The sequence below is a fragment of the Helicobacter magdeburgensis genome (assembly GCF_000765825.2).
In the GTDB taxonomy this organism is placed as follows: domain Bacteria; phylum Campylobacterota; class Campylobacteria; order Campylobacterales; family Helicobacteraceae; genus Helicobacter_C; species Helicobacter_C magdeburgensis.
This window is the reverse complement of record NZ_JRPE02000009.1, coordinates 42,424-67,926: the sequence shown is the minus strand read 5'-3', so window position 1 is coordinate 67,926 and position 25,503 is coordinate 42,424. Positions and strand designations below refer to the sequence as shown.

Sequence of the window (25,503 nt, the reverse complement as noted above, 5' to 3'; positions counted from 1 at the left end):
GTGATAATCCATAGCTTCTTAAGTTAATCTGCACCAAAGTCTTTTTTAAGGGGGAGGGGCTTGAATTTGCGGTAAAACGGGTTTGACTTCGTCTGCACGCGAAGTCGCTCCCTCCCCCTTAAAAATCCCCCACCCCTACGACGCTTTAAGAGGTGGCACTGCGTGCGATTAATTTTAACACGCTTAAGGGCGTGCCTTAAGCGTAAATTACTTACAAGGGATTTGGAACTTGCACAGAGATACTAAATAAGGAATACTGCGGAAGTATCTTTGAGTGATTTTAGCGGTTTTGGAGCGAAAGGCGAAGGAAGTTACCTAAAGGTAATGACCGAGCCTTGAGCGAACAATCCGCTAAAAGCGACAAAGAGACAACGCAGAATCCAGATTCTATAAACACTAAACCTAACCTAAGCTACTTACGCAAATGGCGAATTTTTTTGAAACTTCGCTTTATCTTCCGCACTCATATGAGGATTAAGCATATTTTTAGGTTGGAATATCTCATTGAGTTGCTCTTCGCTAAGGAGTTTTCTCTCTAGTGCAATGTCTTTGACAGGTTTGCCTGTTTGTAAAGATTCTTTAGCGATTGATGCAGAATTTTCATAGCCGATATAAGGATTAAGCGCCGTAACGATGCCAATGCTATTATACACAAAATCACTACATACTTTTTCATTTGCAGTGATACCATCAATACATTTGCTTGCAAGAGTAAGCATAGCATTTCTCATCATAGAGATAGAGTTAAAGAGCCCATAGGCAATCACAGGTTCAAATACATTAAGCTGAAGCTGCCCACCTTCGCTTGCAAAGCTCACTGTTACATCATTGCCTATAACTGCGTAGCATACTTGATTCACAACTTCAGGGATTACAGGATTGACTTTGCCGGGCATAATAGAGCTTCCGGGCTGCATTTTGGGGAGATTGATTTCATTTAATCCTGCTCTTGGTCCAGAGCTAAGTAATCGCAAGTCATTGCAGACTTTAGAGAGTTTCACTGCTACTCTTTTGAGCACTCCGCTCACTTGCACATACGCACCTGTATCTTGTGTAGCCTCAATAAGGTCATCTGCAGTTTTAAATGGGTGTCCTGTAACTTCGCAAAGCTTTTTTTGGACAATTTTAGGATAATCAGGGTGTGAGTTTATGCCTGTTCCTATCGCTGTTCCGCCCATATTGATTTCAGTTACAAGGCTTCTTGCCTCAAGCACTCTAGCAATATCTTCGCCCATCATCACCGCAAATGTATGAAACTCTTGCCCTAAAGTCATAGGCACGGCATCTTGAAGTTGTGTGCGTCCCATTTTTAGCACATCTTTAAACTCTTTTGATTTATTTTCAAAGGATTTTTTAAGCACTTCCATATCTTTAGCAAGGGCGGATAACTCATCATAAAGGGCTACGTGGATAGCTGTTGGGTAAGAGTCGTTTGTAGATTGAGAGAGATTCACGTGGTCGTTTGGGTGGCAGTGCTGATAATCGCCCTTTTTATGCCCCATAATCTCTAAAGCAAGGTTTGCTACCACTTCATTTGTATTCATATTTGTGCTAGTTCCAGCCCCGCCTTGAATCATATCTACGACAAATTGATCGCGTAATTCCCCAGCGATAAGCCTATCACAAGCCTTACAAATCGCTTCTTTTTTCTTATCATCAAGTAGTTTTAGCTCATTATTTGCTAGAGCCGCTGCCTTTTTTACCTGTGCGAAAGCCTTAATAAAGCTTGGGTAGCTACTAAGCTTATCACCTGTGATGTTGAAGTTTTGCAAAGCTCTAAAAGTTTGCACTCCATAATACACATCATCAGCAATTTCTAGTTCGCCTATAAAATCGTGTTCTACGCGTTTTCCCATAATAAACTCCTTTGGGTGAGATGGTGTTATTACATTATGATAACTTCGGCTATGATTCTATGCCTTAGAGACTGAAAAGAATCTAAAAGCTATAATTTTTTACATTGTTTTAAGATAAGTGAGATATTTTTTACAAATCCTTTAAAAACATTAGAATCTTATAGCCAAAACTTAGAATAATGAAACCCCTAAATTTTTGGCTCACACATTGCGGATTTACCTAGATTCTATTTTTTCAATGCTCTTAATTTAAAAATCAAGTGTTACATTAAGCCAATATCGTCTGCCATCAAGGATAAAGCGGTAGTTGTTGGCGTATGTAGCAGCATTGCCATTTATAGCGACATTATCAAAGTCAATAAAAGTATGATTTAAGAGATTGTAGATTCCAGCATTTAGGCGAACAAAGTCATTAATCCTATATTGTGCGCCAAGGGTAAGCACGACATAGTCTTTGTAGTATTCTTTGTAAGCAACTTTGTTTGTGTTGCTGTAAAAACTATTATTTGGCGTTTTTGCTTTGTATTCTGTGCGTAAATAAGCACTGAAGTCTTTATACACATAGCTAAGCTTTGCATTGAGTGAATGCTCGGGGATAAAGGAGAGTTTCTGCCCTTTTGTCTTGCCTGAAGTTACTTCTGTGTCTGTCCAAACATAGCTTATATCAAAGCCTACACCATAAATGGGCTTAATCCCAAAGGTGCTTTCAACCCCTTGTGTGTAGGCAGTATCGGCGTTATAGAGTTGATTGCAACCTCTGTCATATACACCACTACAATGAGTGTCAAATACCGCCCCTGAAGTTATACTTTGCGAAGTGATTTTGTTTGAAAAATTATTCCTAAAGCCTGTAACACTAAAATCCACATAGTCATTATCAAATACTAAGCCTAGCTCGTAGTTGATTGAAGTCTCTGGCTTTAAGTCCGGATTCCCTAAAAAGCCCAAAGCCCCTTGACTCCCATAGCCATACACACCGCTTACAAGCTGGTTGGTATAAGGGGTTTTATACCCTGTGGATACACCACCTTTGAGCGTTAGGCTATCTGTTATATCAAGCACACCATAGATTCTAGGCGAGATGTGATTGCCAAACTTTGTATTATAAGTATCTCGCAATCCAAGTGTAATTGTAAAAGGCTCAAAAATATTCCACTCATCTTCTACAAACGCACTTATAGTGTGGAAGCCAAATCTATTTGGATTTGCCGCTCTATCGTGCATTTGCTCACTGCGATACTCTGCCCCAACATTGAGATTGTTATAATCTCCTAATGGGAGCAACAAGCGTGAATCTAGATAAATATCCTGTCCTATAATATCGCGACTTTTGCCCACATCAGGATCGGCGGTGTATTTGCCCACAACCTTGCGTCCAAGATTCCGCGTATCCATATATTGTAGTGAAGTTTTCCATTTCCCAAAGCTATAATCCCCATCGTGTCCAAGTAACCCCACAAGCTTAGAAACATTCATATAATCAGTATATCCACCTGTCAGCCCATCACTTTTTTCATTTGGTGCGGTATGGCGTCCAATTTGTGCCTTGCGATTGTCAAAAGTGATTTTTGTATAATCCACATCAAAGATAAAGGTATTCTTAGAATCTGGCGTATAGTTTAGCCTTGTGCCGATATTATAAGCATTGCTTTGAGCGCCAAAGAAGCTTGTAGTTGTATTGCCATCATTTGTTTTAAAGGTATTTCCCGCTTCAGTGCGATAGAGATCTCGTAATCTAAAATTCATACCTACACTTTTGCTTAATGCCCCTGCGGCGTAAAACGAGGCTTGATAGGTGGATCGATAAGCTTTAGATTCAGGAATATTTGCCTCAAGGCTTAATGTCGCTCCCCATTTTTCTGGGATTTTTTTCGTTACGATATTCACCATACCACCCATTGCATCACTGCCATAGAGTGTGCTCATAGGTCCGCGTATAACCTCTATCTTTTCAATCGCACTTAAAGGGGGCATAAAGGCATTATACATAGATTCCATACCATTATTATTTGTGGCGATTTGTCCTCCGGGCTTGGTGCGTCTGCCATCTACAAGTAAAAGCGTATAGTCTGCTGGCATACCGCGTATAAGGAATGAGAATCCTCCAAGCTTCCCCGCACTTGCATCAATCTCAACGCCCGGGACATTTCTTACTGCTTCGGCTAAATCACGATAGGGCATAGTTTGCAACTCTTCTTGGCTAATCACGGTAGTGGAAGCCGGAGCGTCTTTGACAAGCTTTTCGCTCCCTGATGCGGCGGTAACAACAGATTTGTTAAGCCTGACATTGCGAGAGGCTGAATCTACTTGAGATTCTGCTTGTGTGGAGTTTTGGCTTAGTGTATCAGCTAGGGCAAATGAGCCAAAAAGACAAACTGCCCCTCCTGTTGTTAAGATTTTGCCACTCGTTAAAATTCTGCTTATCGTTTTCATTTTACTCCTTTGTGTGAATTATGTGTGAAAGTGCGAGAATAATATAAATCAGCTTAAAATATAATTTAATTATAGGAATAATTATCAAATTTTTAAAGATAAACCAAAATGAGAATGGAGATAGGTTTGTTTCAGGTATTTTAGAATCTTAATAAACAACTCGGCAAATAAAAAGATAAAAATAATAAGAGTTTTCATAAACTCTTACATTATGTCAAATGTGGAAAAGAGCTAGGATTTTTAGATCCTAGATAAAATTGGGGCTTGAGCTAGATCCAAGCTTGAGAGACATAGGGTTTTATTGTTAAAGATTTATTTGACACGGATTATCAAATCCCTTAGTTCGCTTGAGTGATAACTCCTCCGCCCAAAACGCAGTCATCTTGATAAAGCACTAAAGCTTGTCCTTGAGCTACACCATAGGCAGATTCTAGTAATTTTGCGTGGATATATTCGCCTTGTATGTTGATTTCTGCTTTTAAAGGCACACTGCGATACCGCACCTTAATATCATACACTCCGCCATCAAAGGCTTGTGGGAGACTTTTATTGAGGGCTTGTATAGAATCTATGGCAAGCTCTTCTTTTGTGCCAACAATGATTTCATTCTTTTGTGGGTTAATCGCTTTGACATAATGCGGCTCGTGTGAGCCAAAGACACTAAAGCCCTTGCGTTTGCCGATAGTGTAGTGCATATAGCCCTTATGTGTGCCAACGGCTTTACCATTGCTATCTCTTACAACGCCCTCCATATCCACCTTTTCGTGGAGTTTTAAAATATCAATATAGCTATCTTCTACAAAGCAAATCTCTTGAGATTCTTTATAAGTCTCTAATGTCCCAAGGAAAGGCAGGAGTTTAAGGGCGGTCTTTTTTACTTCTTCTTTGGTAAATCCCCCAAGTGGAAAGATAATTCTATCTATCGCACTTTGTGGGAGAGCGTAGAGAAAATAGCTTTGATCCTTTGTGTCATCAACTGCTTTTGCTATGCGTTTAATGCCATTTATCTCTTTAATCTGTGCGTAATGCCCCGTAGCGATAAACTCGCAGCCTAGCTCATCAGCCTTTTGTAGCCCTAAGCCAAATTTCATTAGCGGATTACACACTGCACAAGGATTTGGCGTCTGCCCTGCTTTGTAAGACTTCACAAATGCGTCATAAACATTCTTTTTAAATTCCTCACGCAAATCTACTACTTCGAAGCGGATTCCAAGCTGACTGGCGACTTGTTCGCAATTTTTGATATAAATCTCGTGCTTTTTTTCTTTATCGTGGAGCTTGAGATACAAGCCTATAACTTCATATCCTTGAGATAAAAGCAAATGAACACAATAGGAGCTATCTACGCCCCCACTCATAAGTAATGCTACTTTTTTCATTGAAAATCCTTTGTGTTTCTTATAGTTTTGGATTAAAAAAATGGCGAGTGTAGCATTTGCAAGTAAAAGTTATGTAAATCGCATAAAAACGATTTTATGCTATAATCTAGCCTTTTTATATGCGATTTTAGGTGAAAAATAGGGGTGCAAAGGTGGTTTTAGAGCACGAGCTACCACAAGGGAGCAAGTTATATTTTGATACTGCAGCAAAGTTAAAACGAGATATAGAATCTTGTGCCATTAGGGCGTTTTATGAGAATGATTACAAAGAGATTGTAACGCCTACTTTTAGCTTTTTAGAACATCAGGGCGATATTTTTAATCGTGAGCTTGTGCGATTAAGCAGTGAAAGCAATCATCAAATTGGGCTAAGGTATGACACAACACTTGATGCTGTGCGTATTGTTACAAAGCGGATAATGCGTAGCAGTGAGCATAAGAAGTGGTTTTATATCCAGCCGGTATTTAGCTATCCTACGACTGAAATTCACCAGATTGGGGCAGAGCATTTAGGCGGAGAAAGTCTGTCGCCGGTAATGTGCCTAGGTATTGGAATCTTAGCCGAGCTTGGACTAAAGCCATTTTTACAAATCTCAAATATGAAGATTCCGCTTTTATGTGCTAAACATAGTGGCGTGAATCTTGAAGTCTTTGCTTCAAATAATGTGGAGCAACTTTTGCAAATGCCTTCATACATCGCTAATCTCACACGCGTAAAAACAAAGCAAGATTTGATTGCAGCCATAGCAGATTCACCTGTGTTTTTAAAAGGGGAGCTTGAAAGACTGCTAGAGTGTGCGAGTTATTGCGAGTATGAAAATAGCATTTTCTCTCCCCTTGCGTATGCGCCTAGCTCGTATTATGGCGATTTATTTTTTAGAATGTTTTTAGGGAATGCGACTTTACTTCAAGGGGGCAAATATAGCGTGTTTGAAGATGGGGTAGAGAGTGTAAGCTCGTGTGGGTTTGCTATATACACTGATGAAGTGGTTGAAAGCCTTTTGGCGTAAATTTTGAGATTCTATATTTTTAAGGAGATTAAATATGGCTGATTTGATTGTGGGGATTCAGTGGGGCGATGAGGGCAAGGGAAAGATTGTTGATTTACTTGCGAGTGGGTATGACTATGTGGTGCGTTACCAAGGGGGACATAACGCAGGGCATACAATCGTGGTGGATTCTAAAAAAATTGCTTTGCATTTGCTTCCCTCTGGAATCTTGTATCCGCAGTGCAAAAATGTCATCGGCAATGGCGTTGTGATTAACCTTGAGGCATTGTTAAAAGAGATGAGTGCGTTTGAAAATTTGCAGGGGCGATTGTTTGTGAGTGATAAGGCACATATCATTCTGCCATACCACGAGATTTTAGACAAGGCAAAAGAAAAGAGTAAAAATACAAGTGCCATTGGCACGACAGGCAAGGGTATAGGACCTTGCTATGGCGATAAGGTTTCACGCAATGGTGTGCGACTAATGGATTTAAAGCACCCTCAAATCTTAAAAACAAAAATAGAATCTATCTATCAACAAGCCAAATACGCAGCAAGTCTCTATGGTGTGGAGCTACCAAGTGTGGAAAATGTGGTTTCGCATTTAGAATCTTTAAGGGAGCAGATTCTGCCTTTTATCACAGATACGACACAGCTTTTATGGGAGGCTCAAAAAAGGGGCGAGAAGATTCTATGCGAGGGGGCGCAGGGCAGTATGCTAGATATTGATCACGGCACATATCCGTATGTAACAAGCTCTAGCACCATTGCTGCAGGGGCTTGTAGTGGTAGCGGACTTGCCCCACGAGATATACAAAAGGTCATTGGCATTGCTAAGGCATACTGCACGAGAGTAGGCAATGGCGTGTTCCCAACCGAAGAGCTAGGCGAGACAGGAGAGAGACTAAGAGAATCTGGAGGTGAGTTTGGCACGACAACAGGCAGGGCTAGGCGATGTGGGTGGTTTGATGCTGTGGCGGTGCGGTATGCGTGTGCGTTGAATGGTTGTGAGAGTTTGAGTATTATGAAGCTTGATGTACTTGATGGATTTAGGCGTATCAAAGTCTGTGTGGGCTATGAATATGAGAGCAGGGAGATAGATTATATCCCAACAGATTATGAATGTGTGAAGCCTATTTACAGAGAGTTTGAAGGCTGGGACAAAACTTGTGGAATCCGCGATTTTAACGCCCTACCAAAAAATGCACAAATCTATATCAAAGAGCTTGAAAAGCTCATAGGTGTGAAAATCTCTATGATTTCTACAAGTGCTGAACGAGAAGATACGATTAGGCTTTAAGAAGAATGAAAACAAAGTTCGGTGCGATTGTGAATCTTCGCAAAAATGATATGCAAAGGATTGAGCGTGGCATTATGCAAAATGAAAATAAAATCGCCAGCAAGCAAAGTCAAATAGCGGCGTTGCAAGAAGAATTTTTAGGGCTTAAAATGCCAAGTGGCGGGGCATTTTATGCTTTTAGGGCATTTGAAGAAACAAAAAATATGCTTTTAGCCCATATCGCCTTGCATTGTGCGGAGTTAGAATCTTTACAAGCAAATAAAGCCCTTTTGCAAGAGCAGTATAAAAAATCGCATATTGAATATGAAAAGGTAAAGTTTTTGGAAAAAAAAGAGCAAGATTCTGTGCTACAAAAGCTAAAAACGCAAGAGAAGATTCAAAGTGATGAAATCGCACTTATGCTTTATAATAACGCTGGAGATAAGACAATAGGAGGCAGAGTGATATGAGGGCTTCTTTTTTCTATGGTGTATTGTGCTTATGTGTGTGGGTGCAGAGCTTTGCTGAAAACTCGCAGTTGCTTGATTGCAGTATTATTTTTGAAACGCGTAAAAACGAGATAAAAGCCCAACTTGATGAGATAGATGAGCGGCAACAAGCCCTGCAAGTATTGCAAAATGCTACGCAAGTGCTACTTGATGAGAAAGAGCGACAGCTCCAAGATAAGCAAAAAGAGATTGATGAAAAAATCGTTATTTTTGCTGAAGAGCAAGAGAAGGCAAAGGTGGAATTAGCGAGTTTGAAAGAGAAAAATAGCCAAGAGCTAGAGCAAAGAGAGCAGGAATTGCAAGATTTAATTACGCGAAATGAGGAGATTCTGGCCCAAATTAAACAGGCTAAAGATGATAAAATAGTCAAAGCTTATAAAGGCTTGAAAGAAGCTAAGGCAGCAGCTATTCTGGCTGATATGCCAGAATCTGAAGCCGTGGAGATTCTCTCACAAATGGAAGTGAAAGATATGACAAAGATTCTAGGCAAAATGGATACTCAAAAAGCAGCTAAAATCACATCGCAAATCCGCCAAGTAGAACCAAACCGCTTGAAACAAAAAAGTGATTCTAAGTCAAGCCAAGATTCTAACACGCAAGATTCTACGCAGACAGGAGATTTGCAAGAGAATGAAGCAAGCCAAGAATTAGACCAAGAGCCCACACAAGATACGCAAGATTCTATTACAAATGAAAATCCTACTAATGAATCTTCCACTAAAGATTCTTCCATAAATGAAAACCCTGCTGATAAAGAACAAAATACAGAATCTCAAGCCCAAGATAAACGATAGGCTTTTTTATAAATAACGATTATTCCACGATACAAAAGGCTACATAGCCACTAAAACACACTTCTTAAAATAACGCTTTTTCAGTTGATTTTAATAAACTTTGACTAAAATCAAAACATTCCTTAAGTGAATAATACCAAAAGTCAAGGAGGGTAAATGAGAGTATTTGCAAGAGTGATGATACTTGTAAGTATGGTATTTGCATATTCGTATGCGGGTGATGTGAAGTATGCTTCTAAGGTAAAATCCCTTTACAAAGATGGGAGTGATAAGGTTGTGGGGCGGTTGCTACCAACAGCTCAAGTGGAAGTGCTAGAGCAAAAGGGTGATAAGGTGCTTTTAAGGATTGAAGGCTACGCACAGGCTGATAAACAAGTGGCTTTATATTATGTCTCAAATCGCAGAATCTTAAATGCTGGATTTTCTAAAAATGCAGATGTGGAATTTAAGATTACCGAGTCTTTTAAAGAGAGTGAAAGTAAGCAAGAGTGGGTGAAGGCGAGTGTTGAGCTATGGAGTGAAAATGCGGATTTGGTGGAGAGTGTAGAGCCACTCTATAAGGAAGCACAAGAGCTTTTTGGAAACTGCTCTGTATGCCACGCATTACACCCGCCAAAGGAGTTTAATGCTAATCAGTGGCCAAGCGTTGTAAAGTCAATGAAAAGCCGCGTGGGGTATGATAGTAACCAAGAATATCTTGTGTCTCAATATTTGCAAAAAAATGCCAAAGATATGCCAAAAGATAAGTAAGGAGGGGTGTGATGAGTAATATTAGCAGACGACAAATACTTCAAGCAATGGGGAAAGGACTAGCAGTCTTTGCCCTTGTGCCTTTTGTGGGCTGTGATGATTCAAGCAAAAAGGCGAGTGTAGAATCTGGACTAAAAGCATTTAGTGAAAATCTCGTGATAGATGGAGAGGTGATTACGGGTGCGCATTGGGGTGTTTTGAAAGCTACCATAAAAGATGGCAAAGTCATCTCTAGTGTCAATGCTTTGCAAAATAGTGTGTCAAACCCTTTGCATAGCACGATTGCGGATTTAATCTACACACCTACGCGTATCAAATACCCAATGGTGCGGAAATCCTACCTTGAAAATCCCGCCTCTCCAAAGCCGGAATTGCGTGGGGCTGATGAGTGGGTGAGAGTAAGCTATGATGAGGCTATTGCACTCATTGCCAAAGAGCTTAAGACAACCTATAAGCAAAAGGGTAAAGAGGGTGTGTTTGCCGGCTCGTATGGCTGGAAAAGCAGCGGGAATCTGCACAATTCTAGAATCTTATTGCAAAGATTTATGGGTATGGCAGGTGGCTATGTGGGTGTAACGGGAGATTATTCTACTGGGGCATCACAGGTGATTATGCCCTATGTCGTGGGAAGTATAGAAGTGTATGAGCAGCAAACTTCCTTTTCTATGGTGCTAGATAACTCTCAAGTGGTTGTTATCTGGGGTGCTGACCCTATGGCGACTTTGCGAAATGCTTGGGCTTTGAACGAAGGCACGGGACTTGACTTTTTTGAAAAGCTTAAAAAATCAGGCAAAACGCTCATTAGCATAGATCCTGTAAGGAATATAACTTGCGATTATTTGGGGGCGGAGTGGATTGCTCCCTTGCCAAACACCGATGTGGCACTAATGCTTGGCATTATGCATACAATGCTAAAGACAAATCAGTATGATAAAGAGTTTATTGAAAACTACACGCAGGGCTTTGATAAGTTTAGTCAATATCTTTTAGGCAAAAGTGATGGCGTAGTCAAAGATTCTGCGTGGGCGTCTAAGATTTGCGGTATTTCAGCACAAAAAATAGAATCCTTAGCCAAACTCTTTTTCAAAAATCGCACAATGCTAATGTCTGGCTGGGGAATGCAACGCGCTCACCACGGCGAACAAACACACTGGGCTTTAGTAACGCTTGCGTGTATGATAGGGCAGATTGGGCTACCCGGTGGCGGATTTGGCTTGTCTTATCATTACAGCAATGGTGGCTCACCTACGGCTACAGCTCCGGTTGTAGGTGGAATAAATCTTGGTAATGTCAGTCAAGGTGGTGCAGAGTGGCTTATGCAAGGCAGTGAAAACAACTTCCCATTAGCAAGAATAGCCGATGCCCTACTGAATCCGGGCAAAAGCATACAACATAATGGTAAGACAATCACTTTTACAGATATTGATTTTATCTACTGGGCTGGTGGGAATCCGCTCGTGCATCATCAAGATACAAACACTTTCCTTAAAGCGTGGCAAAAGCCTAGGACGATTGTAGTCAATGAAATCTATTGGACGCCCACAGCACGACACGCTGATATTGTTATGCCAATCACCACAAGCTATGAACGCAATGATATTTCAATGAGTGGGGACTACTCAAATCTCCATATTGTGCCGATGAAACAGCTTGTAGAGAAGCAGTTTGAAGCCGTAGATGACTATAAGGTCTTTTGTGATTTGGCAAAGGCATTTGGCGTGTATGATAAGTTTAGCGAGAATAAAAGCGAAATGCAGTGGCTTGAGGAATTTTATAATCAAGCCCTCACTCAATCAAAAGGCTTATTGCTAGAGCTACCTGATTTTGCGAAGTTTTGGGAGGCAAATGAGCCACTTCAGTTTGAGATTCCAGCTGAATCTGAAGCATTTGTGCGATATGCGGACTTTAGAGAAGATCCAATTTTAAATCCGCTTGGGACAGATTCAGGCTTGATTGAGATTTATTCTCAAACGATTGAGAAATATGGATATAAAGACTGCCCGGCACACCCCACTTGGCTTGAGCCAATAGAATGGCTAGGTATGAAAGATAAACCGGCAGAATTTGCACTTATTACCTCTCACCCAGCATTAAGATTGCACTCTCAACTTGCTAATACTTCATTGCGTAAAGAGTATGCTATTGGCGATAAAGAGCCTATTTGGATTAATCCAAAAGACGCACAGGCTAAGGGCATTAAAACAGGTGATATTGTGAGTGTGAGTAATCAAAGGGGCGAAGTCTTAGCGGGAGCGTTTGTAACTGACGCAATTAAGCCCGGTGTCGTGCGTTTGTGTGAAGGGGCGTGGTATGACCCACAAGAGCCGGGCAAAATCGGCAGTATATGTAAAAATGGCTCACCAAATGTTTTGACTTTAGATATGCCAACTTCCGCCCTTGCTAATGGTAATATCGTACATACAGGGCTTGTGAATATTAAAAAATATGAGGGTAGCCTTGAGCCAATAAGCATCTTCACCCCACCAAAAGGTGCTTAAATTCTCATTCTAAAACCAGAATCTTAGCAATATAGCTAAGATTCCACCAAGATTCTATATGGAGTTTTGTGGAATTACCATAGATTAAGCAATCAATGAGTGATTTTAGCTTATAATGCAACCATTTGTTTATCTGCAATTTACCAAAGGAGAGAAAATGGAGCTAAAACTTGCTAAAAACACACTCAATACCAAAAATAAGACAAATGCGGTGAAAATAAGCTGTGAAGACATACTTAAAAAACTCACGCAGGGGGAAAATATTTTTTACTTTGATAAGGAAAATTCCCATAAAGATATGCAAAAGGCGTGTGCGTTTTTTCAAAAAGCGGGACATAGCACATATCTCAATGAAGTGCGTTATGCCTTAGATGAGGGCAGTTATATTTATGAGCTACATATTTTATAGTTTTTAGAATCTACAAAAGATTTTATGATGAAGCTTTTTATACAAACTTTGGGCTGCGCGATGAATGAGCGAGATTCAGCCCATATGATTGCTGAACTCCAAGAAAAGAAGCAATATACACTTACTGATAATGCTAAAGATGCGGATTTAATCCTTATTAATACCTGCTCTGTGCGTGAAAAGCCTGAAAAAAAGCTATTTTCGGAAATTGGGCAGTTTGCTAAGGAGAAAAAGCCCGGAGCAAAGATTGGAATCTGCGGTTGCACGGCTAGTCATTTAGGAGAAGAGATCATCAAAAAAGCCCCAAGTGTTGATTTTGTGCTTGGAGCTAGAAATGTTTCTAAAATTACTGAAGTGCTTGAGCGTCCCAAAGCCGTGGAGGTGGATATAGACTATGATGATAGCACTTATGTGTTTGCTTCATCGCAAGATATGGGGATTAAAGCTCATCTTAATATCTCAATAGGTTGTGATAAAAAATGCAGCTATTGTATCGTGCCTTTCACGCGTGGCAAGGAGATTTCAATCCCAACAGATTTGCTTGTAAATGAAGCTAAAAAGCTTGTGGCAAACGGGGTAAAAGAGCTGCTTTTATTAGGGCAGAATGTCAATCACTATGGCGTGAGATTTTCTACCCCGCATAAAAAGACAAATTTTACAGAGCTTCTAGCGACTTTAAGCGAGATTGATGGGCTGTATAGAATCCGCTTTACTTCACCGCACCCCCTGCATATGGACGATGGGTTTTTGGAAGAATTTGCTAGGAATCCAAAAATTGCTAAAGGCATACATATCCCTTTGCAGAGTGGTTCAAGCCAGATTCTAAAAATGATGAAGCGTGGCTATGATAAGCAGTGGTATTTAGATAGAATCGCAAAGCTTAAATCCCTGCTCCCAAATGTCGGCATTGGCACGGATATTATTGTAGGTTTCCCCACTGAATCTGAACAAGACTTTGAAGACACAATGGAAGTGTTATCAATTGTTGAGTTTGATACACTTTATAGCTTTGTGTATTCTCCGCGTCCGCATACAAGTGCATACAATTACGATAAAAGTATGCTTGTGCCTCAAGAGATGGCTAAAGAGCGATTGAGCCGATTGCAGAATCTCCATAAGCAGATTCTACAAAAAAAGGCACAAAAAGAGATTGGCTCAATCTATGAAGTGCTGATTGAAAATCACCGCGATGATGAGGGGCAAACTTGGAGTGAGGGGCGGAGCAGTCAAAATAAACTTATAAAGATTCTAGGCAGAAAATGCTCCATTGGCTCAATTATTCAAGTCAAGGTTACCCATAATGATGGCGGTGGGCTGTATGGGGAGTTTGTAAGAGAGCTAAGTTTAGAACAAGCCTTGCAAGCAAATGTATATATAAAGTGTATAAATGGCAGTGATTAGTCGCGAAACAAAGCGTAAGATTCTAGGTAAAATCATTCCACCGCTGATGCTAGTGCTTGTGTGGGTTTTGTATATTTTAAGCCGACATCGCTTTTTTATTAGCCCACAAACAAGTGGCGAAAATATCATCGGTGCATTTTGGCACGGGGAATTTTGTATGCTACCATTTTTGTATAAAAAGCTAAGAAAACAAATGCAGCAGGGGCGTGATAAGGGCTTTTACATTATTGCTTCCCATCATTTTGACGCACAATTAATGGTGAGCTTATGTGAGTATTTTAAGCTCAAACCTTTGCGTGGTTCAACAACGCGAGGTGGGCTAAAAGTGCTTATAGATTCTCTTAAATTGCTTAAAAATGGCTACGATATAGGTATTGCCCCTGATGGACCAAAGGGACCATATCACAGCATAGGTGATGGCGTGATAGCAATGAGCCAAAAGACGCAAAAACGCATTATTCCTATGCGTGTGGTGTATAGTCGGTATTGGGAGTTAAAGACTTGGGATAAGTTTAAGATTCCAAAGCCATTTTCAAGGATTGACTTTTATGCGTTAGATGGTTTTGTCGTGCCAAGAGATATGAATCTAGATGATGCAAAGGCTTTGCTTCTTTCACATTTAGAAAAGGAACTCTAAATGCTTATTGATTTTGGAAACTTCATTAAAGTTTTGCTACAATAACTCAAAATATGAGCCTGAAAATGTGGAGTTTAAAATGTTGCGGAGATTGCTAAGTTGTTAAATTTTCTACTGAAACCATTCTTTTCTACCGTGCTTATTGGCGTGAATCTAGACGCAAAAGTCTGCTCACTCAAAATTGTTGTGATGAAAAATAAACGCATAAAAAGCACCATAAGTAAGGATTATAAAATCGTAGATAAAGAGCTACCTATGGAGGCGGCAAAGCTGATTAAAAGCTATAAGCGTAGGTATCCTTTTACCTATCTTAGTGCAATGAGCAAGACTTATAATCAAGGCTTGGCAAATTGTGCAAAAAAGGGTGATTTAATCAAATTTGGCGTAAATGCAAAAACTTCACGGATTGTTGAAATGCCAAATCAATGGCTTTTTTATATCCAACAACTTGCGGTTGATGAAAATCGCGTGAAATATATCCGTGCGTTAGGACTAGACTATCTTTTTTCTCCTTTTATGCTTGTGTATGAGCATATTAAGACAAGGCTAAGTTCAAAACTCAAACTTTATGTCTTACAAGAGAGAGCGAGTATTACACTTTTTGTTGCGGATAAAAAGGGTGTGTATTTTGGTGGCTTTTTTATGATGGGTGGGGAGCTGGAACAAAGCGAAGATGAAAGTCTCTCTGCGGTTGAGGTGCATTCTTTACAGGAGATAAGCAGTCTAGATTCTATCCTTGGCTCTCTTGATGAGCTTAATGAAATTGGTGAGCTAGAGGACTTAGACGCGGAGCTTATTAGAAAAGAGTTTGCTCCACAAGAAGTGGATACGCAAGAGCAACAAGAGATGGAAATCTCTCGCTTGGAGGGCTTAAGAGACTTGGCTCGTGCTTCAAATGCCGCTGAGATTCTAAAAAACTCCATTAATGAGTTTTATAGCAATCCCATTTATGCAAGCACACAATTTATAGAATCTATCGTGATTTTAGATACCTATGGCATTACAGAACAAGCTGTTGATCACTTGCGTAATGCGTTGATGCTTGATATTGAAGTTAGGGCGTTAAATATCCCAGAAGCCTTAATTGCCTTAGCACAAGCCGAGCTTAGCGGCACTCAAGGGTAGAAAATGGCATATAGTTTTATCCAGCCAAAACCAAAGAGTATTCTTAAACGCTATACGAAAATTTGGATTTTTTATAGTGTATTGGCATTTATATGTATTTTGGCTTTTGCAAAAGTGCTTGAAAGGCAGAGTGTCGCCAAAATCAATGAGCAAGCAAGTATTGAGCAAGATATCCAAAGCGCGAAGTTAAAGGCAATTGTTGTAAAAGATTATATAGAGCGATTAGATTATGAGATTAAGCTTGGGGCGGAGATTCAAGCACAGAATCAGGCACTAAAAGATGGTGTGTCAAACCTTTTAAAGCTTATCCCTGATCAAATCACAGCAAGAAGCATTGAGCTAAATTACAATACTTTAACAATGCGTGGTTTAACGCCATCAAAAGAAGTGTATAAGTTCCTACTTGAAGCCCCGCTAAGAGCTGTTTTCACACAAACAAGGGTAGAGTTTTATCCTCTCACAAGCGGGTGGTTTAACTTTGTATCAGTGAGTAAGACTAATCCTGCCCTAAAACCGCTCAATGTAGAAGATAAGGATATGAGTAATGAATAATGACTTTAACACAGATTATGCAATAAAAAACTTTGTGTGGTTTTTGATTTTTGTGTCTGTGTGCGTGTTTGGTATTACTAAGTTTCTTTTGCCACAAATTGAAGAATATAAAAAACAAGCCCTTGAAGCCAAAAAATCAAAAATTGCTTTTAATCAAATTAACAAAGACTATCAAGCTATAGAATCCCAGCTCAAAACCCTTGTGGTGCAAAATTACAATATCCTATCAGCCATTCATAATAAGGGTGATGAGCTTAAGCTTCAAGAGCTTTTGCAAGGACATTTCAACGCCCTTGAAGTTAAGGCTATCAGCAATACAAAAGAGCTTGATATTTTTGACACACGCTATCAGGTGAAGGGCTATGCGTCTTCTGTTCAAAGTATTGAAGAGTTTATTGTTTGGGCAAATACGATGCCTTATTTTGCAAAAGTTGAGTTGCCATTAAAAATGGAATTTGATGAGAAAAGCAAACAAATCTATTTTGTGATGATGATAAGCCTTAAAAACTCCGCTTACAAAGAACATCAAATCATTCTTGATAATAATCTCCGCTTTGATTCCTTTAAGCCTTAGAATCTAGAATCCATATGAAGCATTTTTCCGTTTTAAAAAATGAAGTGCTAGAAGCACTGAATCTAGAGAGTGGGGCGGTTATCGACTGCACTTTGGGCTATGGGGGACATACACTTAGTTTATTAGAGCAAAACCCAAACATACATATCTATGCTTTTGATAGAGATGAAAATGCTCTGTCTTTGGCAAAGCAGCGTCTAGCCCCTTATGCTTCACGCTTACATATTCGGCATAGTGCCTTTGCTAACGCCCTAGATTTACTTGGCAATGAGCAACTAGCACAGGTGAAAGGGATTTTGGCTGATATTGGGGTAAGCTCTATGCAACTTGATGATAAGCACAGGGGTTTTAGCTTTACTTCAAATAATCTTGATATGCGTATGGATTCTACGCAGAATCTTAATGCAGCTAAGGTTATAAACACCTATTCCGCAATGCGTTTGGAAGAGATTTTTAGAATCTATGGCGAGATACGGCAAAGCAAGAAACTCACAGAGATTATTGTTTCTGCCCGTGAGAAAAAGCCATTTGAGAGTGCTTTGGAATTAAGTGAGTTGATTGAAAGGCATTTTCCACGCATTGGTGGGATTCACCCTGCGACTTTAGCGTTTCAAGCGTTGCGTATTGAGGTTAATGGTGAGTTAGAGCAGCTACAAACTTTACTTCAAAGTATAGAATCTGCCTTTATAAATGGTGTGTTGTATGATTGCAAGGTAGCTATTATCTCTTTTCACTCGCTTGAAGATAGAATCATCAAGCAAACTTTTAAGCAATGGGCAAAAAGCTGTAAATGTGAAGAGAATGCTTTAAAATGTGAGTGTGGGAATAACAACGCTTTAGGGAGCATTCTCACTAAAAAGCCCATTTTGCCAAGTGAAACTGAAATTATTCAAAATAAACGCTCCCGCAGTGCGAAACTAAGAATTTTTCAACTAGGAGCAAAGATATGAATGACTATAATAGAGACAAGCCCATAAATCTTAATGATATTATCCTGCCAGATTCTGTAAAAATGCGTGTGAGCGAAGAAGAAAAGGATATGCTATTTGAATCTTTTGAATCCACAGATTCTGCGGATTTGATGCGGGGCAGTGGGCTAGGCAAAAGGGAGCTAAAAATAGCAGGGCTTATTTTGTGTGCGGTGCTTGTAGTATGTGTGCCAAAGATTTATCTTTCTAATAGCATTTATTATTTGAGTAAGGACATTGCCCTTTTGCAAACCCAGCACGATATGTTGCTTGATGAGAATAAACGATTAAAGCACGATTTGGAGAGCTTGAAGTATAAATTTATCATTTTAGAAGAGTTTTAAGGCTGTAAGAAAATCTAGGCTAAAAAGAGATAATGCAGATTCTGCCAAGTGGCGGACAGGGAGGGATTCGAACCCTCGATAACCTTGCGGCTATGCATCCTTAGCAGGGATGTGGTTTCAGCCAACTCACCCACCTGTCCTTGTCAAAAAAGAACGACATTCTAAGAAAAATTTCATAAAACTACCCTTAACACAGCCTAACTTCATTGCAGATTCTAGAATCCTTATAAAAAATGTAAAATTTTTGATATTTTCATCTCCTTTTTGAGCCACAAAAGACAAATAAAGCAAAGTAATGCTACAATCAGCCCTCAATTTACACAAAGGATTTTGATGAATTATGCTTTTATTTTTCCCGGTCAAGGCTCACAAAGCGTGGGTATGGGTAAGGAACTCTATGATAATTTTGCTATCGCAAAAGAGTTTTTTGAACAAGCCTCTGATGCGTTAAACTTAGATATGAAATCGCTTTTATTTGAAGAAAATGATAAGCTTAATCTCACACAATACACGCAACCTGCCATTTTTCTTGTAAGTGCGGTGGCACATAATATCTTACAAAGTGAGTATCCCATTATGCCAAGCGTGGCGTTGGGGCATTCTTTGGGCGAAGTGAGTGCAGTGGTGCTAAGTGAGGGTATGAGCTTTGCACAAGGCATTCAGCTCACACAAAAAAGAGGTGAGCTTATGGCAAAGGCGTGTGAGGGTAAAAATGTCGGTATGATGGTCGTTGTGGGCGTGGAAGATTCTAAATTGGAATCTTTTTGTGCTGAAGCGCGAAATAAGGGCAAAAGCATTTGGTGTGCGAATTACAATGGCGAAGGGCAGATTGTTTTGGCGGGAAGCAAAGATGATTTGGCTGCAAGTGAAGCGGACATCAAAGCTCTTGGGGCAAAAAGGGCTTTGCTTTTGCCGATGTCTGTGGCAAGTCATTGTCCTTTATTAGAATCTGCGGTTGTGCCATTTATGGAGGTTTTGGATAAGAGCTTGAAAGAAAATTTAAGCACACCTATCCTTTCAAATGCCACACTTGAAACATATAACACAAAAGCCCAAGCAAAAGAGCTTTTAGGGAAGCAACTTACACAGCCTGTGTATTATAAGCAAAGCATTGCAAAGCTTAATGATCACATTGATGTGTTTATTGAGTTTGGTAATGGCAATGTCTTGCGTGGGCTAAATAAGCGTCTAAGCTCACGCCCAACTTGGAATATAAGCAATCTTGCAACATTAAAAGAATGTCTAGATTCAATTAAAGCATAAAGGAGATTGGCAAATGAGGCTTGGAATCATAGGAGCGATGGTGGAGGAAATCACGCCATTGCTTGAAAAATTTGGAGATTACAAAAAAATACAAGTGGGCGGCAATACTTATTATGAAATCACACAAGGAACGCATAAAATTTTTATCGCGTATAGCAAAATCGGCAAGGTGCACGCCGCCCTTACTGCTAGCACAATGATTTTATATTTTCAATGTGAGACAATCATCTTTAGCGGTGTTGCTGGGGGGCTAAATGCGGATTTGAAAGTGGGCGATTTGCTCCTTGCAGAGAAGCTATGTCAGCACGATGTGGATATTACCGCCTTTGGACATCCGCTAGGCTTTATACCCGAAAGTAAAGTCTATATAGAGGCAGATAAGAATCTTAATACTTTGGCAAAACAAGTAGCCAAAGCACAAGGCATTGACTTGCAGCAGGGCATTATTGCATCTGGCGATGCGTTTATTGCTGATAGTGAGAAAAAGCAGTGGATTATCTCAAACTTTAAAGCCGATGCGGTGGAAATGGAGGGGGCTTCTGTGGCGGTGGTGTGTGATTTATTACAAGTGCCATTTTGTATCTTACGATCCATTAGCGATAGTGCCGATGGCAGTGCCGATGTGAGCTTTGATGAGTTTTTAGAGAGTTCGGCTAAACGAAGTGCGGAGGTTGTGCTAAAAATGTGCGAAAATTTGCTGGGGGCATAGATGAAAACTATCACGCTTTTGCGACACGCAGATACGATAAGCAGGGAAGAATATCGCCTAACAAACAAAAAAGATAAAAGCGATTTGTTTCGCCCACTTAGCAAGCTTGGCAAGATTCAAAGTAAGCATATCGCAAAGTTTGCCCTAGAGCATTTAAGCTTTGATCTTGTTGTTTGCTCCCCTGCTAAGCGGACATTGCAGACTTTAAAGCCTTTGAAAAAGTTTTTGCCTAAAAATTGCATTATGATAAGTGAATATATTGCACCTGATTGTGGGCTTGAAGGCTATATGAAACTCACACAAAACAAAGCTTTTATGGAGGCTCAAAATGTGCTTATCATCGGGCATCAGCCGGATTTAAAGAGTTTTGCTACTTATATCGCCCCACCTTTTAATGCCCTTGTGCCAAAGGGTGTGCTTATCCGCCTTGTTTTAGAGCAGGGTGCAAAAAGTCTTGCAAAAGATTTTGAAGGAAGTGGAGTGATTGATTTTGTTATCCCACCTTTTGTGCTTGAAGATTTTAAGACAAAATGAAAACACCGCAAACTCGCCATTCACATAGAATTTTTGCAATGCGAAAAGCCTTCAGTATGATGGAGCTTGTCTTTGTCATCATCATTCTTGGAATCTTAGCCGCCATTGCCCTGCCCCGCCTATCTCTTACAAGATCGGACGCCCAGCTTATTGCCGTTGAAAATGACATCATCAGCACACTTAATGCCCTGCAAAGAGAGGTTTTTAGCCAAAATATCGCCCCAAATAGCATTGATGGGGCTAGGATTCTAGAATTAGCCGGGCTTAGCACATCGCGTTGGATAGCCCAAAATAATGGCATAAAACTTGCCAAAAATGGCAGTGTTGATATGGAAAATGATTGCGTAAGCCTTATGCAGGAAAATGGTAAGCTCATTCTATCCATTCAACCAAAGCCAGATTCTCCACTTTGTGAAAAACTCCTAAAACGCCACCCTACACGCAAAGAAATCCCCCTTAGCACATCAAATGCGATATTCTAAGCGGAGTGCTTTTAGTGCCTTTGAAGTGCTTTGCGTGATTATTATTGTAGGCATACTCGCAAGTGTGGGTATAAAATATATGGGGCATATCCAGCACAAGCAATGTGTGCTAAGGCTTAAAGCTAAACTTGCTTTTACGCAAAATGCTTTGAGTAAATATTACACTCAAGCCTTTATACAAGCAAATTCCTTTCAGCCCGAGATTGCAAGGCAGATTTTACAAACAGCTACATTAGATTCTACGCCAACCTGCCGCTTTAGCTTAGAATCTAACGCATTGAAAGCTACTATAAACTCACAGATTCTATATTTTTCTATCCAGCCAAGTGATTTAAGCCTTAATCCCATTATTTCGTGCAATCTCTCCCAACCACTTTGCAAGGAGTTTAGCGATAGAATCTTAGATAAATAGCCTATAAGATTCCATTCTGCCCCAAGCGATAGAGTGCAAAATCGTAAGCTATTGGGTCTTTAGGATTAAAAAGTGCCAAAGTATCAGTCGCTTCAAGTGCGGCGGATAAATCATAGCTTTTGCGTTTTAGAATGCCTAACTTCCCGCAGATTCTAAAAGTATGCGTATCAAGGGGTAAAATAAGATTTGAAGAATGCAGATGCCAAGCCCACACACCGACATCTAGCCTATCTTTGCGTATGAGCCAACGCAAGAGCATATTCCACCGCTTGAGACACGAGGCATTATGAGGAATGCTGTGATATTGTGCTAAATAAGTGCTATGGGAACTGCCAAGCAAGAATCTTAGCCCTTGGGTGATGGGGATTTTATGCCTGTTAGCTAGAGTGTGAAGCGTATCTATGCAATAATAGATTCCACTTAGAATCTTAGCGTGATTAGGATTATTGCTTTTACTCCATTGACTTTTACTCTTTGTGTGTGGGCAGGATTCATAGCCTTGCATAAAGCATTGTAGTAGCCCACCAGATTCAAGTAAAATCTTAACGAGCATAAAAAGCCCCCGTATATCCCAGCTTGTTTGGAATCTATAATGCGGAAAGTTAGCCTTTTGTATTCTATCAATCCCACGCGTTAAAAGCCCAAAATCAAGGCTTTGGAGTAATTTTACAATCATCTTTGCGTTACCATAAGATAATAACGCACATATCAAGGCTATCTCGGCAAAATGAGAATCTTCTTTGTAGATTCTAGCTACAAGGAGCGGATCGGGGCTAGTTTGCTTTAACTCATCATCTGTGTTTCTTAAGCTGTATTGTGTATCAAGGAGCTTTTGAATCTTTTGTCTTTGCTTGTTTGTCATCGTGTCTGCTTTATATTTAGAATCTCGTGGTTATTTAATTTGCGTTAGAATACTCGCTTGATTCTAGCACAAAAAATTTGTGTTAAAGGCTTACACAAAGGGTTTATAAATGAAAAAATGGATATTCTTGCTTATTTGTATCGCAATGAGTAGCGGAAAAGCGGAATATTTGGAATTGCAATCAGCTTATAAGCAGGTTTTAGAAAGCAATGACGGGTTAAAATCCACGCAACACGCCGTGCAGAAGCAAGAAAAACTCAATCTCGCAAGTAAAATGCTCTATCTCCCACAAATCTCGCTTGGGGCTTATTATGTGCGTTTGCAAGAGCCGATGAATATGCACCTAGTCAATCAATCCCAGCTTGGCAATCTTAGTGGGAATATCGGCGGGAATCCTGCTCTTGCCCCGCTATTACAGCATTTAGGACAGCCTGTAACCCTGCAAGATCAAAATGTCATCTTTGGGGCTGTTAATATCATATATCCCATTTTTACCGGCGGTAAGCGGTATTTTGCTAATAAGCTTTCTCAAATCGCCCTTGAAGATTCTTATCTTGTCCTTAAACTCAAAGAGTTAAGTTTGTTTGAAGATTGCGTGAAATTGTATTATGGCGTGGTGTTAAACAATCAGATTCTAAACACGCTAGAATCTGCTAATAGCGGGCATTTGATACATTATCAAAACGCACAAAAGCTACAAAATAAAGGGCAAATCGCACGATTAGAAACGCTCCAAGCTCAAGTGAATTATGACAAATCAAGTATTGATGTGAAAAAAGCAAGTGATAATCTCATTATCGCAAATATGGCACTCAATGCTATACTTAATCGTGAATCTAAAGAGAGATTGGAGCTTGTAAAACAGATTGATATTAAGCAAGATGCGAGACTAGAAAGTTTAGAGTATTTTATTAACAAAACGCTTGAAGTTTATCCTGCCCTAAGCCTTATGGATAATAAGATTAAATCTACTAAGCAGCTCTCTCACATTGAGTTTTCTACATTTTTGCCTGAAGTGGGGCTATTTGGTAGCTATATGATGAATGATAATAGCTCGGTGCTTGATAAGGCTATGCCAAATTGGTTTGCAGGGGTTGGTGCAAAGTGGTCGCTTATCACACCCGGAGGGAGAATCCAAAAGTATCAAGCAAGTAAAATCGCTTCCATTGAAGCTGAACTTGCTAAATCTCAAGCCACAAAAGATTTAAAAACTTTATGTGAGAAAACCTATAATGAAGTGCTGTCTTTCAAATCGCAATATTTCAGTTTGCAGTCATCTATTGAACTTGCAAATGAGAATCTAAAACTGCGTCAAAAGGCGTTTTTGCAAGGAATGAGCACAAGTGCCGAAGTGAGCGATGCTCAAAATGCTTTAGCTTTAGCAATTATTGAGCGTCAAAGTGTGGCGTATAACTATGCTATCGCCCTTGCTAGACTTTTGAGCTTAAGTGATGAGGTGGATAGATTCTATGGATTTTTTAACTAAAGGAGCGTTATGAAGTTGAATGTTAAATTGAATCTAAAGTTTATAGTCCTTGCTGTTATTATTTTTGCTTTTTTGCTATGGCTGATTGTGAGTTTCGTGCGTGCCTATCAGCCAAAGGAAAATAAGATTTACGCACAAGTCCAAGCGCGTGAATATGCCATAAGCTCAAAAGTGGCAGGGCGGGTTGAAAATATCTTTGTCAAAAAAGGCGATATGTTAAAAAAGGGCGATTTGGTATATGGGATCAACTCTCCAGAGCTTGAAGCCAAGCTTGAACAAGCAAAAGCTGGTTACCAAGCTGCTAAAGCCTTAAGCACAGAAACAAAGCAGGGTGCGAGAGTGGAGACGATTCAATCAGCTAAAGATGTGTGGCAAGGGGCAAAAACGATGGCAAATCTTGCCAAAAGCACCTATGAGCGTTTAGAATCTTTGTATAAAGATGGTGTTGTCAGTGAGCAAAGACGCGATGAAGCCTATGCAAACTACACAACTGCCAAGCATAATGAAAATGTAGCTTTTCAGCAATATAAAATCGCCCTTGATGGTGCAACGCACGAGACAAAAATCGCCGCTCAAGCTAAAGAAGATGCCGCAGCAGGGCAAGTAAGCGAGGTGGAGAGCTATGCTAAGGACACTCAAGCCATCGCTCCAGCTGATGGCGAGGTAAGCAATGTCTTGCTCCATCAGGGAGAGTTAGCACCGAGCGGATTTCCCGTTGTGCTTATGATTGATATGAATGATGCGTGGATTGTGTTTCATTTGCCAGAGTATCGGCTCAAAGATTTTCCAAAAGGCTCAACTTTTAAAGCTTACATTCCCGCTCTTGAAAAAGAGGCGGAGTTTAAGGTGGAGTTTGTCTCTGTGATGGGCGATTTTGCGACTTGGAGGGCGACAAGTGCAACGAAGGGTTACGACATACGCACCTTTGAAGTTGAAGCCTATCCTGTTAGCCCTATTGAAGGCTTACGCGTGGGTATGAGTGTGCTTATTGAATAATTTAAGGTAGTTTTGGGGTAATTTTGACTACAATCCCAAGCTTATTTCATCAAAAAGGTTTTATTATGGCAAGAAAATGTTTCTTCACAGGCAAAGGTCCAATGGTTGGCAACAATGTAAGCCACGCAAATAACAAAACAAAAAAACGCTCTCTTCCTAATCTTCGTAGCATTCGCTTGAAGCTTGAAGATGGCAGCAGCATTAGAGTTAAGGTTGCCGCTTCTACTTTGCGGACACTCAAAAAACACTCTTAAGATTCTAA

27 protein-coding genes and 1 tRNA gene are annotated in these 25,503 nt (G+C 40.1%); 22 read left to right on the top strand and 6 right to left on the bottom strand.

Annotated elements, in window-relative coordinates; all coding sequences use genetic code 11:
- Window positions 1–416: 416 nt before the first annotated feature.
- The 3 genes from aspA to mnmA all read right to left on the bottom strand — a co-directional run bounded on the left by aspA (window position 417) and on the right by mnmA (window position 5,668).
- Window positions 417–1,856 carry an aspartate ammonia-lyase gene (aspA, locus tag LS74_RS07110; RefSeq protein WP_034586035.1) on the bottom strand — a complete coding sequence of 480 codons (1,440 nt, stop codon included), beginning with the start codon at window positions 1,854–1,856 and terminating at the stop codon, window positions 417–419.
- Window positions 1,857–2,105: 249 nt separating this feature from the next.
- Window positions 2,106–4,289, bottom strand: a complete 2,184-nt coding sequence (locus LS74_RS07105; RefSeq protein ID WP_138128955.1) for a TonB-dependent receptor domain-containing protein — start codon at window positions 4,287–4,289, stop codon at window positions 2,106–2,108.
- A gap of 338 nt (window positions 4,290–4,627) precedes the next feature.
- Entirely contained in the window at window positions 4,628–5,668 is a 1,041-nt protein-coding gene (gene mnmA / locus LS74_RS07100) for a tRNA 2-thiouridine(34) synthase MnmA (protein WP_034586040.1), read from the bottom strand.
- A 152-nt stretch (window positions 5,669–5,820) separates the two neighbouring features.
- Between mnmA and LS74_RS07095 the strand changes: the two genes are divergently transcribed.
- The 6 genes from LS74_RS07095 (at window position 5,821) to LS74_RS07070 (ending at window position 12,487) form a co-directional block, all read left to right on the top strand.
- Complete coding sequence (locus LS74_RS07095; protein ID WP_034586043.1) at window positions 5,821–6,678, top strand: ATP phosphoribosyltransferase regulatory subunit; 858 nt, start codon at window positions 5,821–5,823, stop codon at window positions 6,676–6,678.
- A 34-nt stretch (window positions 6,679–6,712) separates the two neighbouring features.
- Window positions 6,713–7,957, top strand: a complete 1,245-nt coding sequence (locus LS74_RS07090; protein WP_034586045.1) for an adenylosuccinate synthase — start codon at window positions 6,713–6,715, stop codon at window positions 7,955–7,957.
- Between the two features lie 5 nt (window positions 7,958–7,962).
- Window positions 7,963–8,406, top strand: coding sequence for a flagellar export protein FliJ (locus LS74_RS07085; protein WP_034586047.1), 444 nt, complete (start codon window positions 7,963–7,965; stop codon window positions 8,404–8,406).
- Window positions 8,403–9,239 (top strand): MotE family protein, encoded by an 837-nt coding sequence (locus LS74_RS07080; RefSeq protein ID WP_034586050.1) that lies wholly within the window; start codon window positions 8,403–8,405, stop codon window positions 9,237–9,239. The genes LS74_RS07085 and LS74_RS07080 overlap by 4 nt, the downstream gene beginning before the upstream one ends.
- Before the next feature lie 156 nt (window positions 9,240–9,395).
- A complete protein-coding gene (locus LS74_RS07075; RefSeq protein ID WP_034586053.1) occupies window positions 9,396–9,989 on the top strand; it encodes a heme-binding protein in 594 nt (197 codons plus the stop codon).
- Window positions 9,990–10,000: 11 nt separating this feature from the next.
- Window positions 10,001–12,487, top strand: coding sequence for a molybdopterin guanine dinucleotide-containing S/N-oxide reductase (locus tag LS74_RS07070; protein WP_138128953.1), 2,487 nt, complete (start codon window positions 10,001–10,003; stop codon window positions 12,485–12,487).
- Window positions 12,488–12,491: 4 nt separating this feature from the next.
- Here LS74_RS07070 and LS74_RS11625 read toward each other — a convergent pair whose 3' ends face one another.
- Window positions 12,492–12,626 carry a hypothetical protein gene (locus tag LS74_RS11625; RefSeq protein ID WP_268903684.1) on the bottom strand — a complete coding sequence of 45 codons (135 nt, stop codon included), beginning with the start codon at window positions 12,624–12,626 and terminating at the stop codon, window positions 12,492–12,494.
- A gap of 18 nt (window positions 12,627–12,644) precedes the next feature.
- Here LS74_RS11625 and LS74_RS07065 point away from each other — a divergent pair, with 18 nt between their 5' ends.
- The 8 genes from LS74_RS07065 to LS74_RS07030 all read left to right on the top strand — a co-directional run bounded on the left by LS74_RS07065 (window position 12,645) and on the right by LS74_RS07030 (window position 18,497).
- Window positions 12,645–12,896 (top strand): HP0268 family nuclease, encoded by a 252-nt coding sequence (locus tag LS74_RS07065; protein ID WP_002955821.1) that lies wholly within the window; start codon window positions 12,645–12,647, stop codon window positions 12,894–12,896.
- A 27-nt stretch (window positions 12,897–12,923) separates the two neighbouring features.
- Window positions 12,924–14,297, top strand: coding sequence for a tRNA (N6-isopentenyl adenosine(37)-C2)-methylthiotransferase MiaB (gene miaB, locus LS74_RS07060; protein ID WP_034587707.1), 1,374 nt, complete (start codon window positions 12,924–12,926; stop codon window positions 14,295–14,297).
- Window positions 14,284–14,934, top strand: coding sequence for a lysophospholipid acyltransferase family protein (locus LS74_RS07055; protein ID WP_034587710.1), 651 nt, complete (start codon window positions 14,284–14,286; stop codon window positions 14,932–14,934). The genes miaB and LS74_RS07055 overlap by 14 nt, the downstream gene beginning before the upstream one ends.
- Window positions 14,935–15,033: 99 nt before the next feature.
- Window positions 15,034–16,059: a hypothetical protein gene (locus tag LS74_RS07050; RefSeq protein ID WP_034587711.1), complete on the top strand. Its 1,026-nt coding sequence runs from the start codon at window positions 15,034–15,036 to the stop codon at window positions 16,057–16,059.
- Window positions 16,060–16,062: 3 nt separating this feature from the next.
- Window positions 16,063–16,611: a hypothetical protein gene (locus tag LS74_RS07045; RefSeq protein ID WP_034587712.1), complete on the top strand. Its 549-nt coding sequence runs from the start codon at window positions 16,063–16,065 to the stop codon at window positions 16,609–16,611.
- Window positions 16,604–17,185 (top strand): PIN domain-containing protein, encoded by a 582-nt coding sequence (locus LS74_RS07040; RefSeq protein ID WP_034587714.1) that lies wholly within the window; start codon window positions 16,604–16,606, stop codon window positions 17,183–17,185. Before LS74_RS07045 ends, LS74_RS07040 begins: the two co-directional genes overlap by 8 nt.
- 14 nt (window positions 17,186–17,199) lie before the next feature.
- Complete coding sequence (gene rsmH, locus LS74_RS07035) at window positions 17,200–18,135, top strand: 16S rRNA (cytosine(1402)-N(4))-methyltransferase RsmH (RefSeq protein ID WP_034587716.1); 936 nt, start codon at window positions 17,200–17,202, stop codon at window positions 18,133–18,135.
- Entirely contained in the window at window positions 18,132–18,497 is a 366-nt protein-coding gene (locus LS74_RS07030; protein WP_034587718.1) for a hypothetical protein, read from the top strand. Before rsmH ends, LS74_RS07030 begins: the two co-directional genes overlap by 4 nt.
- A 49-nt stretch (window positions 18,498–18,546) precedes the next feature.
- Here the strand turns inward: LS74_RS07030 and LS74_RS07025 are convergent.
- Window positions 18,547–18,637, bottom strand: a tRNA-Ser gene (locus LS74_RS07025).
- A 193-nt stretch (window positions 18,638–18,830) separates the two neighbouring features.
- On the opposite strand from LS74_RS07025, the gene fabD reads away from it, so the two are divergent.
- From fabD to LS74_RS07000, 5 genes are read left to right on the top strand one after another with little or no spacing between them, the layout of a single operon-like run.
- The gene (gene fabD / locus LS74_RS07020; protein WP_034587721.1) at window positions 18,831–19,760 is read left to right on the top strand and encodes an ACP S-malonyltransferase; all 930 of its coding nucleotides are present in this window, start codon (window positions 18,831–18,833) and stop codon (window positions 19,758–19,760) included.
- Between the two features lie 13 nt (window positions 19,761–19,773).
- Complete coding sequence (locus tag LS74_RS07015; RefSeq protein ID WP_034587723.1) at window positions 19,774–20,469, top strand: 5'-methylthioadenosine/adenosylhomocysteine nucleosidase; 696 nt, start codon at window positions 19,774–19,776, stop codon at window positions 20,467–20,469.
- Window positions 20,470–21,003 (top strand): SixA phosphatase family protein, encoded by a 534-nt coding sequence (locus tag LS74_RS07010; RefSeq protein WP_034587725.1) that lies wholly within the window; start codon window positions 20,470–20,472, stop codon window positions 21,001–21,003.
- Window positions 21,000–21,485, top strand: a complete 486-nt coding sequence (locus LS74_RS07005) for a prepilin-type N-terminal cleavage/methylation domain-containing protein (protein ID WP_268903683.1) — start codon at window positions 21,000–21,002, stop codon at window positions 21,483–21,485. The genes LS74_RS07010 and LS74_RS07005 overlap by 4 nt, the downstream gene beginning before the upstream one ends.
- Window positions 21,472–21,897: a type II secretion system protein gene (locus tag LS74_RS07000; RefSeq protein ID WP_034587727.1), complete on the top strand. Its 426-nt coding sequence runs from the start codon at window positions 21,472–21,474 to the stop codon at window positions 21,895–21,897. The genes LS74_RS07005 and LS74_RS07000 overlap by 14 nt, the downstream gene beginning before the upstream one ends.
- A gap of 1 nt (window position 21,898) precedes the next feature.
- Here LS74_RS07000 and LS74_RS06995 read toward each other — a convergent pair whose 3' ends face one another.
- Window positions 21,899–22,759, bottom strand: coding sequence for a TIGR02757 family protein (locus tag LS74_RS06995; protein ID WP_138128950.1), 861 nt, complete (start codon window positions 22,757–22,759; stop codon window positions 21,899–21,901).
- Window positions 22,760–22,868: 109 nt separating this feature from the next.
- On the opposite strand from LS74_RS06995, the gene LS74_RS06990 reads away from it, so the two are divergent.
- The 3 genes from LS74_RS06990 to rpmB all read left to right on the top strand — a co-directional run bounded on the left by LS74_RS06990 (window position 22,869) and on the right by rpmB (window position 25,495).
- Window positions 22,869–24,245, top strand: coding sequence for a TolC family protein (locus tag LS74_RS06990; protein WP_034586943.1), 1,377 nt, complete (start codon window positions 22,869–22,871; stop codon window positions 24,243–24,245).
- A gap of 9 nt (window positions 24,246–24,254) precedes the next feature.
- The gene (locus LS74_RS06985; RefSeq protein WP_034586941.1) at window positions 24,255–25,241 is read left to right on the top strand and encodes an HlyD family secretion protein; all 987 of its coding nucleotides are present in this window, start codon (window positions 24,255–24,257) and stop codon (window positions 25,239–25,241) included.
- 65 nt (window positions 25,242–25,306) lie between these two features.
- Window positions 25,307–25,495, top strand: coding sequence for a 50S ribosomal protein L28 (gene rpmB / locus LS74_RS06980; protein ID WP_002955803.1), 189 nt, complete (start codon window positions 25,307–25,309; stop codon window positions 25,493–25,495).
- Window positions 25,496–25,503 lie beyond the last annotated feature (8 nt).

Excerpts from the sequence above, each read along its gene's own strand:
- LS74_RS07105 (WP_138128955.1), bottom strand. The coding sequence starts at position 4,289 with ATGAAAACGATAAGCAGAATTTTAACGAGTGGCAAAATCTTAACAACA.
- LS74_RS07040 (WP_034587714.1), top strand. The coding sequence starts at position 16,604 with ATGAATAATGACTTTAACACAGATTATGCAATAAAAAACTTTGTGTGG.
- rsmH (WP_034587716.1), top strand. The coding sequence starts at position 17,200 with ATGAAGCATTTTTCCGTTTTAAAAAATGAAGTGCTAGAAGCACTGAAT.
- LS74_RS07015 (WP_034587723.1), top strand. The coding sequence starts at position 19,774 with ATGAGGCTTGGAATCATAGGAGCGATGGTGGAGGAAATCACGCCATTG.
- LS74_RS07045 (WP_034587712.1), top strand. The coding sequence starts at position 16,063 with ATGGCATATAGTTTTATCCAGCCAAAACCAAAGAGTATTCTTAAACGC.
- LS74_RS07005 (WP_268903683.1), top strand. The coding sequence starts at position 21,000 with ATGAAAACACCGCAAACTCGCCATTCACATAGAATTTTTGCAATGCGA.
- LS74_RS06990 (WP_034586943.1), top strand. The coding sequence starts at position 22,869 with ATGAAAAAATGGATATTCTTGCTTATTTGTATCGCAATGAGTAGCGGA.
- LS74_RS07065 (WP_002955821.1), top strand. The coding sequence starts at position 12,645 with ATGGAGCTAAAACTTGCTAAAAACACACTCAATACCAAAAATAAGACA.
- LS74_RS07000 (WP_034587727.1), top strand. The coding sequence starts at position 21,472 with ATGCGATATTCTAAGCGGAGTGCTTTTAGTGCCTTTGAAGTGCTTTGC.
- LS74_RS07080 (WP_034586050.1), top strand. The coding sequence starts at position 8,403 with ATGAGGGCTTCTTTTTTCTATGGTGTATTGTGCTTATGTGTGTGGGTG.
- fabD (WP_034587721.1), top strand. The coding sequence starts at position 18,831 with ATGAATTATGCTTTTATTTTTCCCGGTCAAGGCTCACAAAGCGTGGGT.
- LS74_RS07085 (WP_034586047.1), top strand. The coding sequence starts at position 7,963 with ATGAAAACAAAGTTCGGTGCGATTGTGAATCTTCGCAAAAATGATATG.
- rpmB (WP_002955803.1), top strand. The coding sequence starts at position 25,307 with ATGGCAAGAAAATGTTTCTTCACAGGCAAAGGTCCAATGGTTGGCAAC.
- LS74_RS07010 (WP_034587725.1), top strand. The coding sequence starts at position 20,470 with ATGAAAACTATCACGCTTTTGCGACACGCAGATACGATAAGCAGGGAA.
- LS74_RS07055 (WP_034587710.1), top strand. The coding sequence starts at position 14,284 with ATGGCAGTGATTAGTCGCGAAACAAAGCGTAAGATTCTAGGTAAAATC.
- mnmA (WP_034586040.1), bottom strand. The coding sequence starts at position 5,668 with ATGAAAAAAGTAGCATTACTTATGAGTGGGGGCGTAGATAGCTCCTAT.
- LS74_RS07090 (WP_034586045.1), top strand. The coding sequence starts at position 6,713 with ATGGCTGATTTGATTGTGGGGATTCAGTGGGGCGATGAGGGCAAGGGA.
- aspA (WP_034586035.1), bottom strand. The coding sequence starts at position 1,856 with ATGGGAAAACGCGTAGAACACGATTTTATAGGCGAACTAGAAATTGCT.
- LS74_RS06995 (WP_138128950.1), bottom strand. The coding sequence starts at position 22,759 with ATGACAAACAAGCAAAGACAAAAGATTCAAAAGCTCCTTGATACACAA.
- LS74_RS07030 (WP_034587718.1), top strand. The coding sequence starts at position 18,132 with ATGAATGACTATAATAGAGACAAGCCCATAAATCTTAATGATATTATC.
- miaB (WP_034587707.1), top strand. The coding sequence starts at position 12,924 with ATGAAGCTTTTTATACAAACTTTGGGCTGCGCGATGAATGAGCGAGAT.
- LS74_RS06985 (WP_034586941.1), top strand. The coding sequence starts at position 24,255 with ATGAAGTTGAATGTTAAATTGAATCTAAAGTTTATAGTCCTTGCTGTT.
- LS74_RS07075 (WP_034586053.1), top strand. The coding sequence starts at position 9,396 with ATGAGAGTATTTGCAAGAGTGATGATACTTGTAAGTATGGTATTTGCA.
- LS74_RS07070 (WP_138128953.1), top strand. The coding sequence starts at position 10,001 with ATGAGTAATATTAGCAGACGACAAATACTTCAAGCAATGGGGAAAGGA.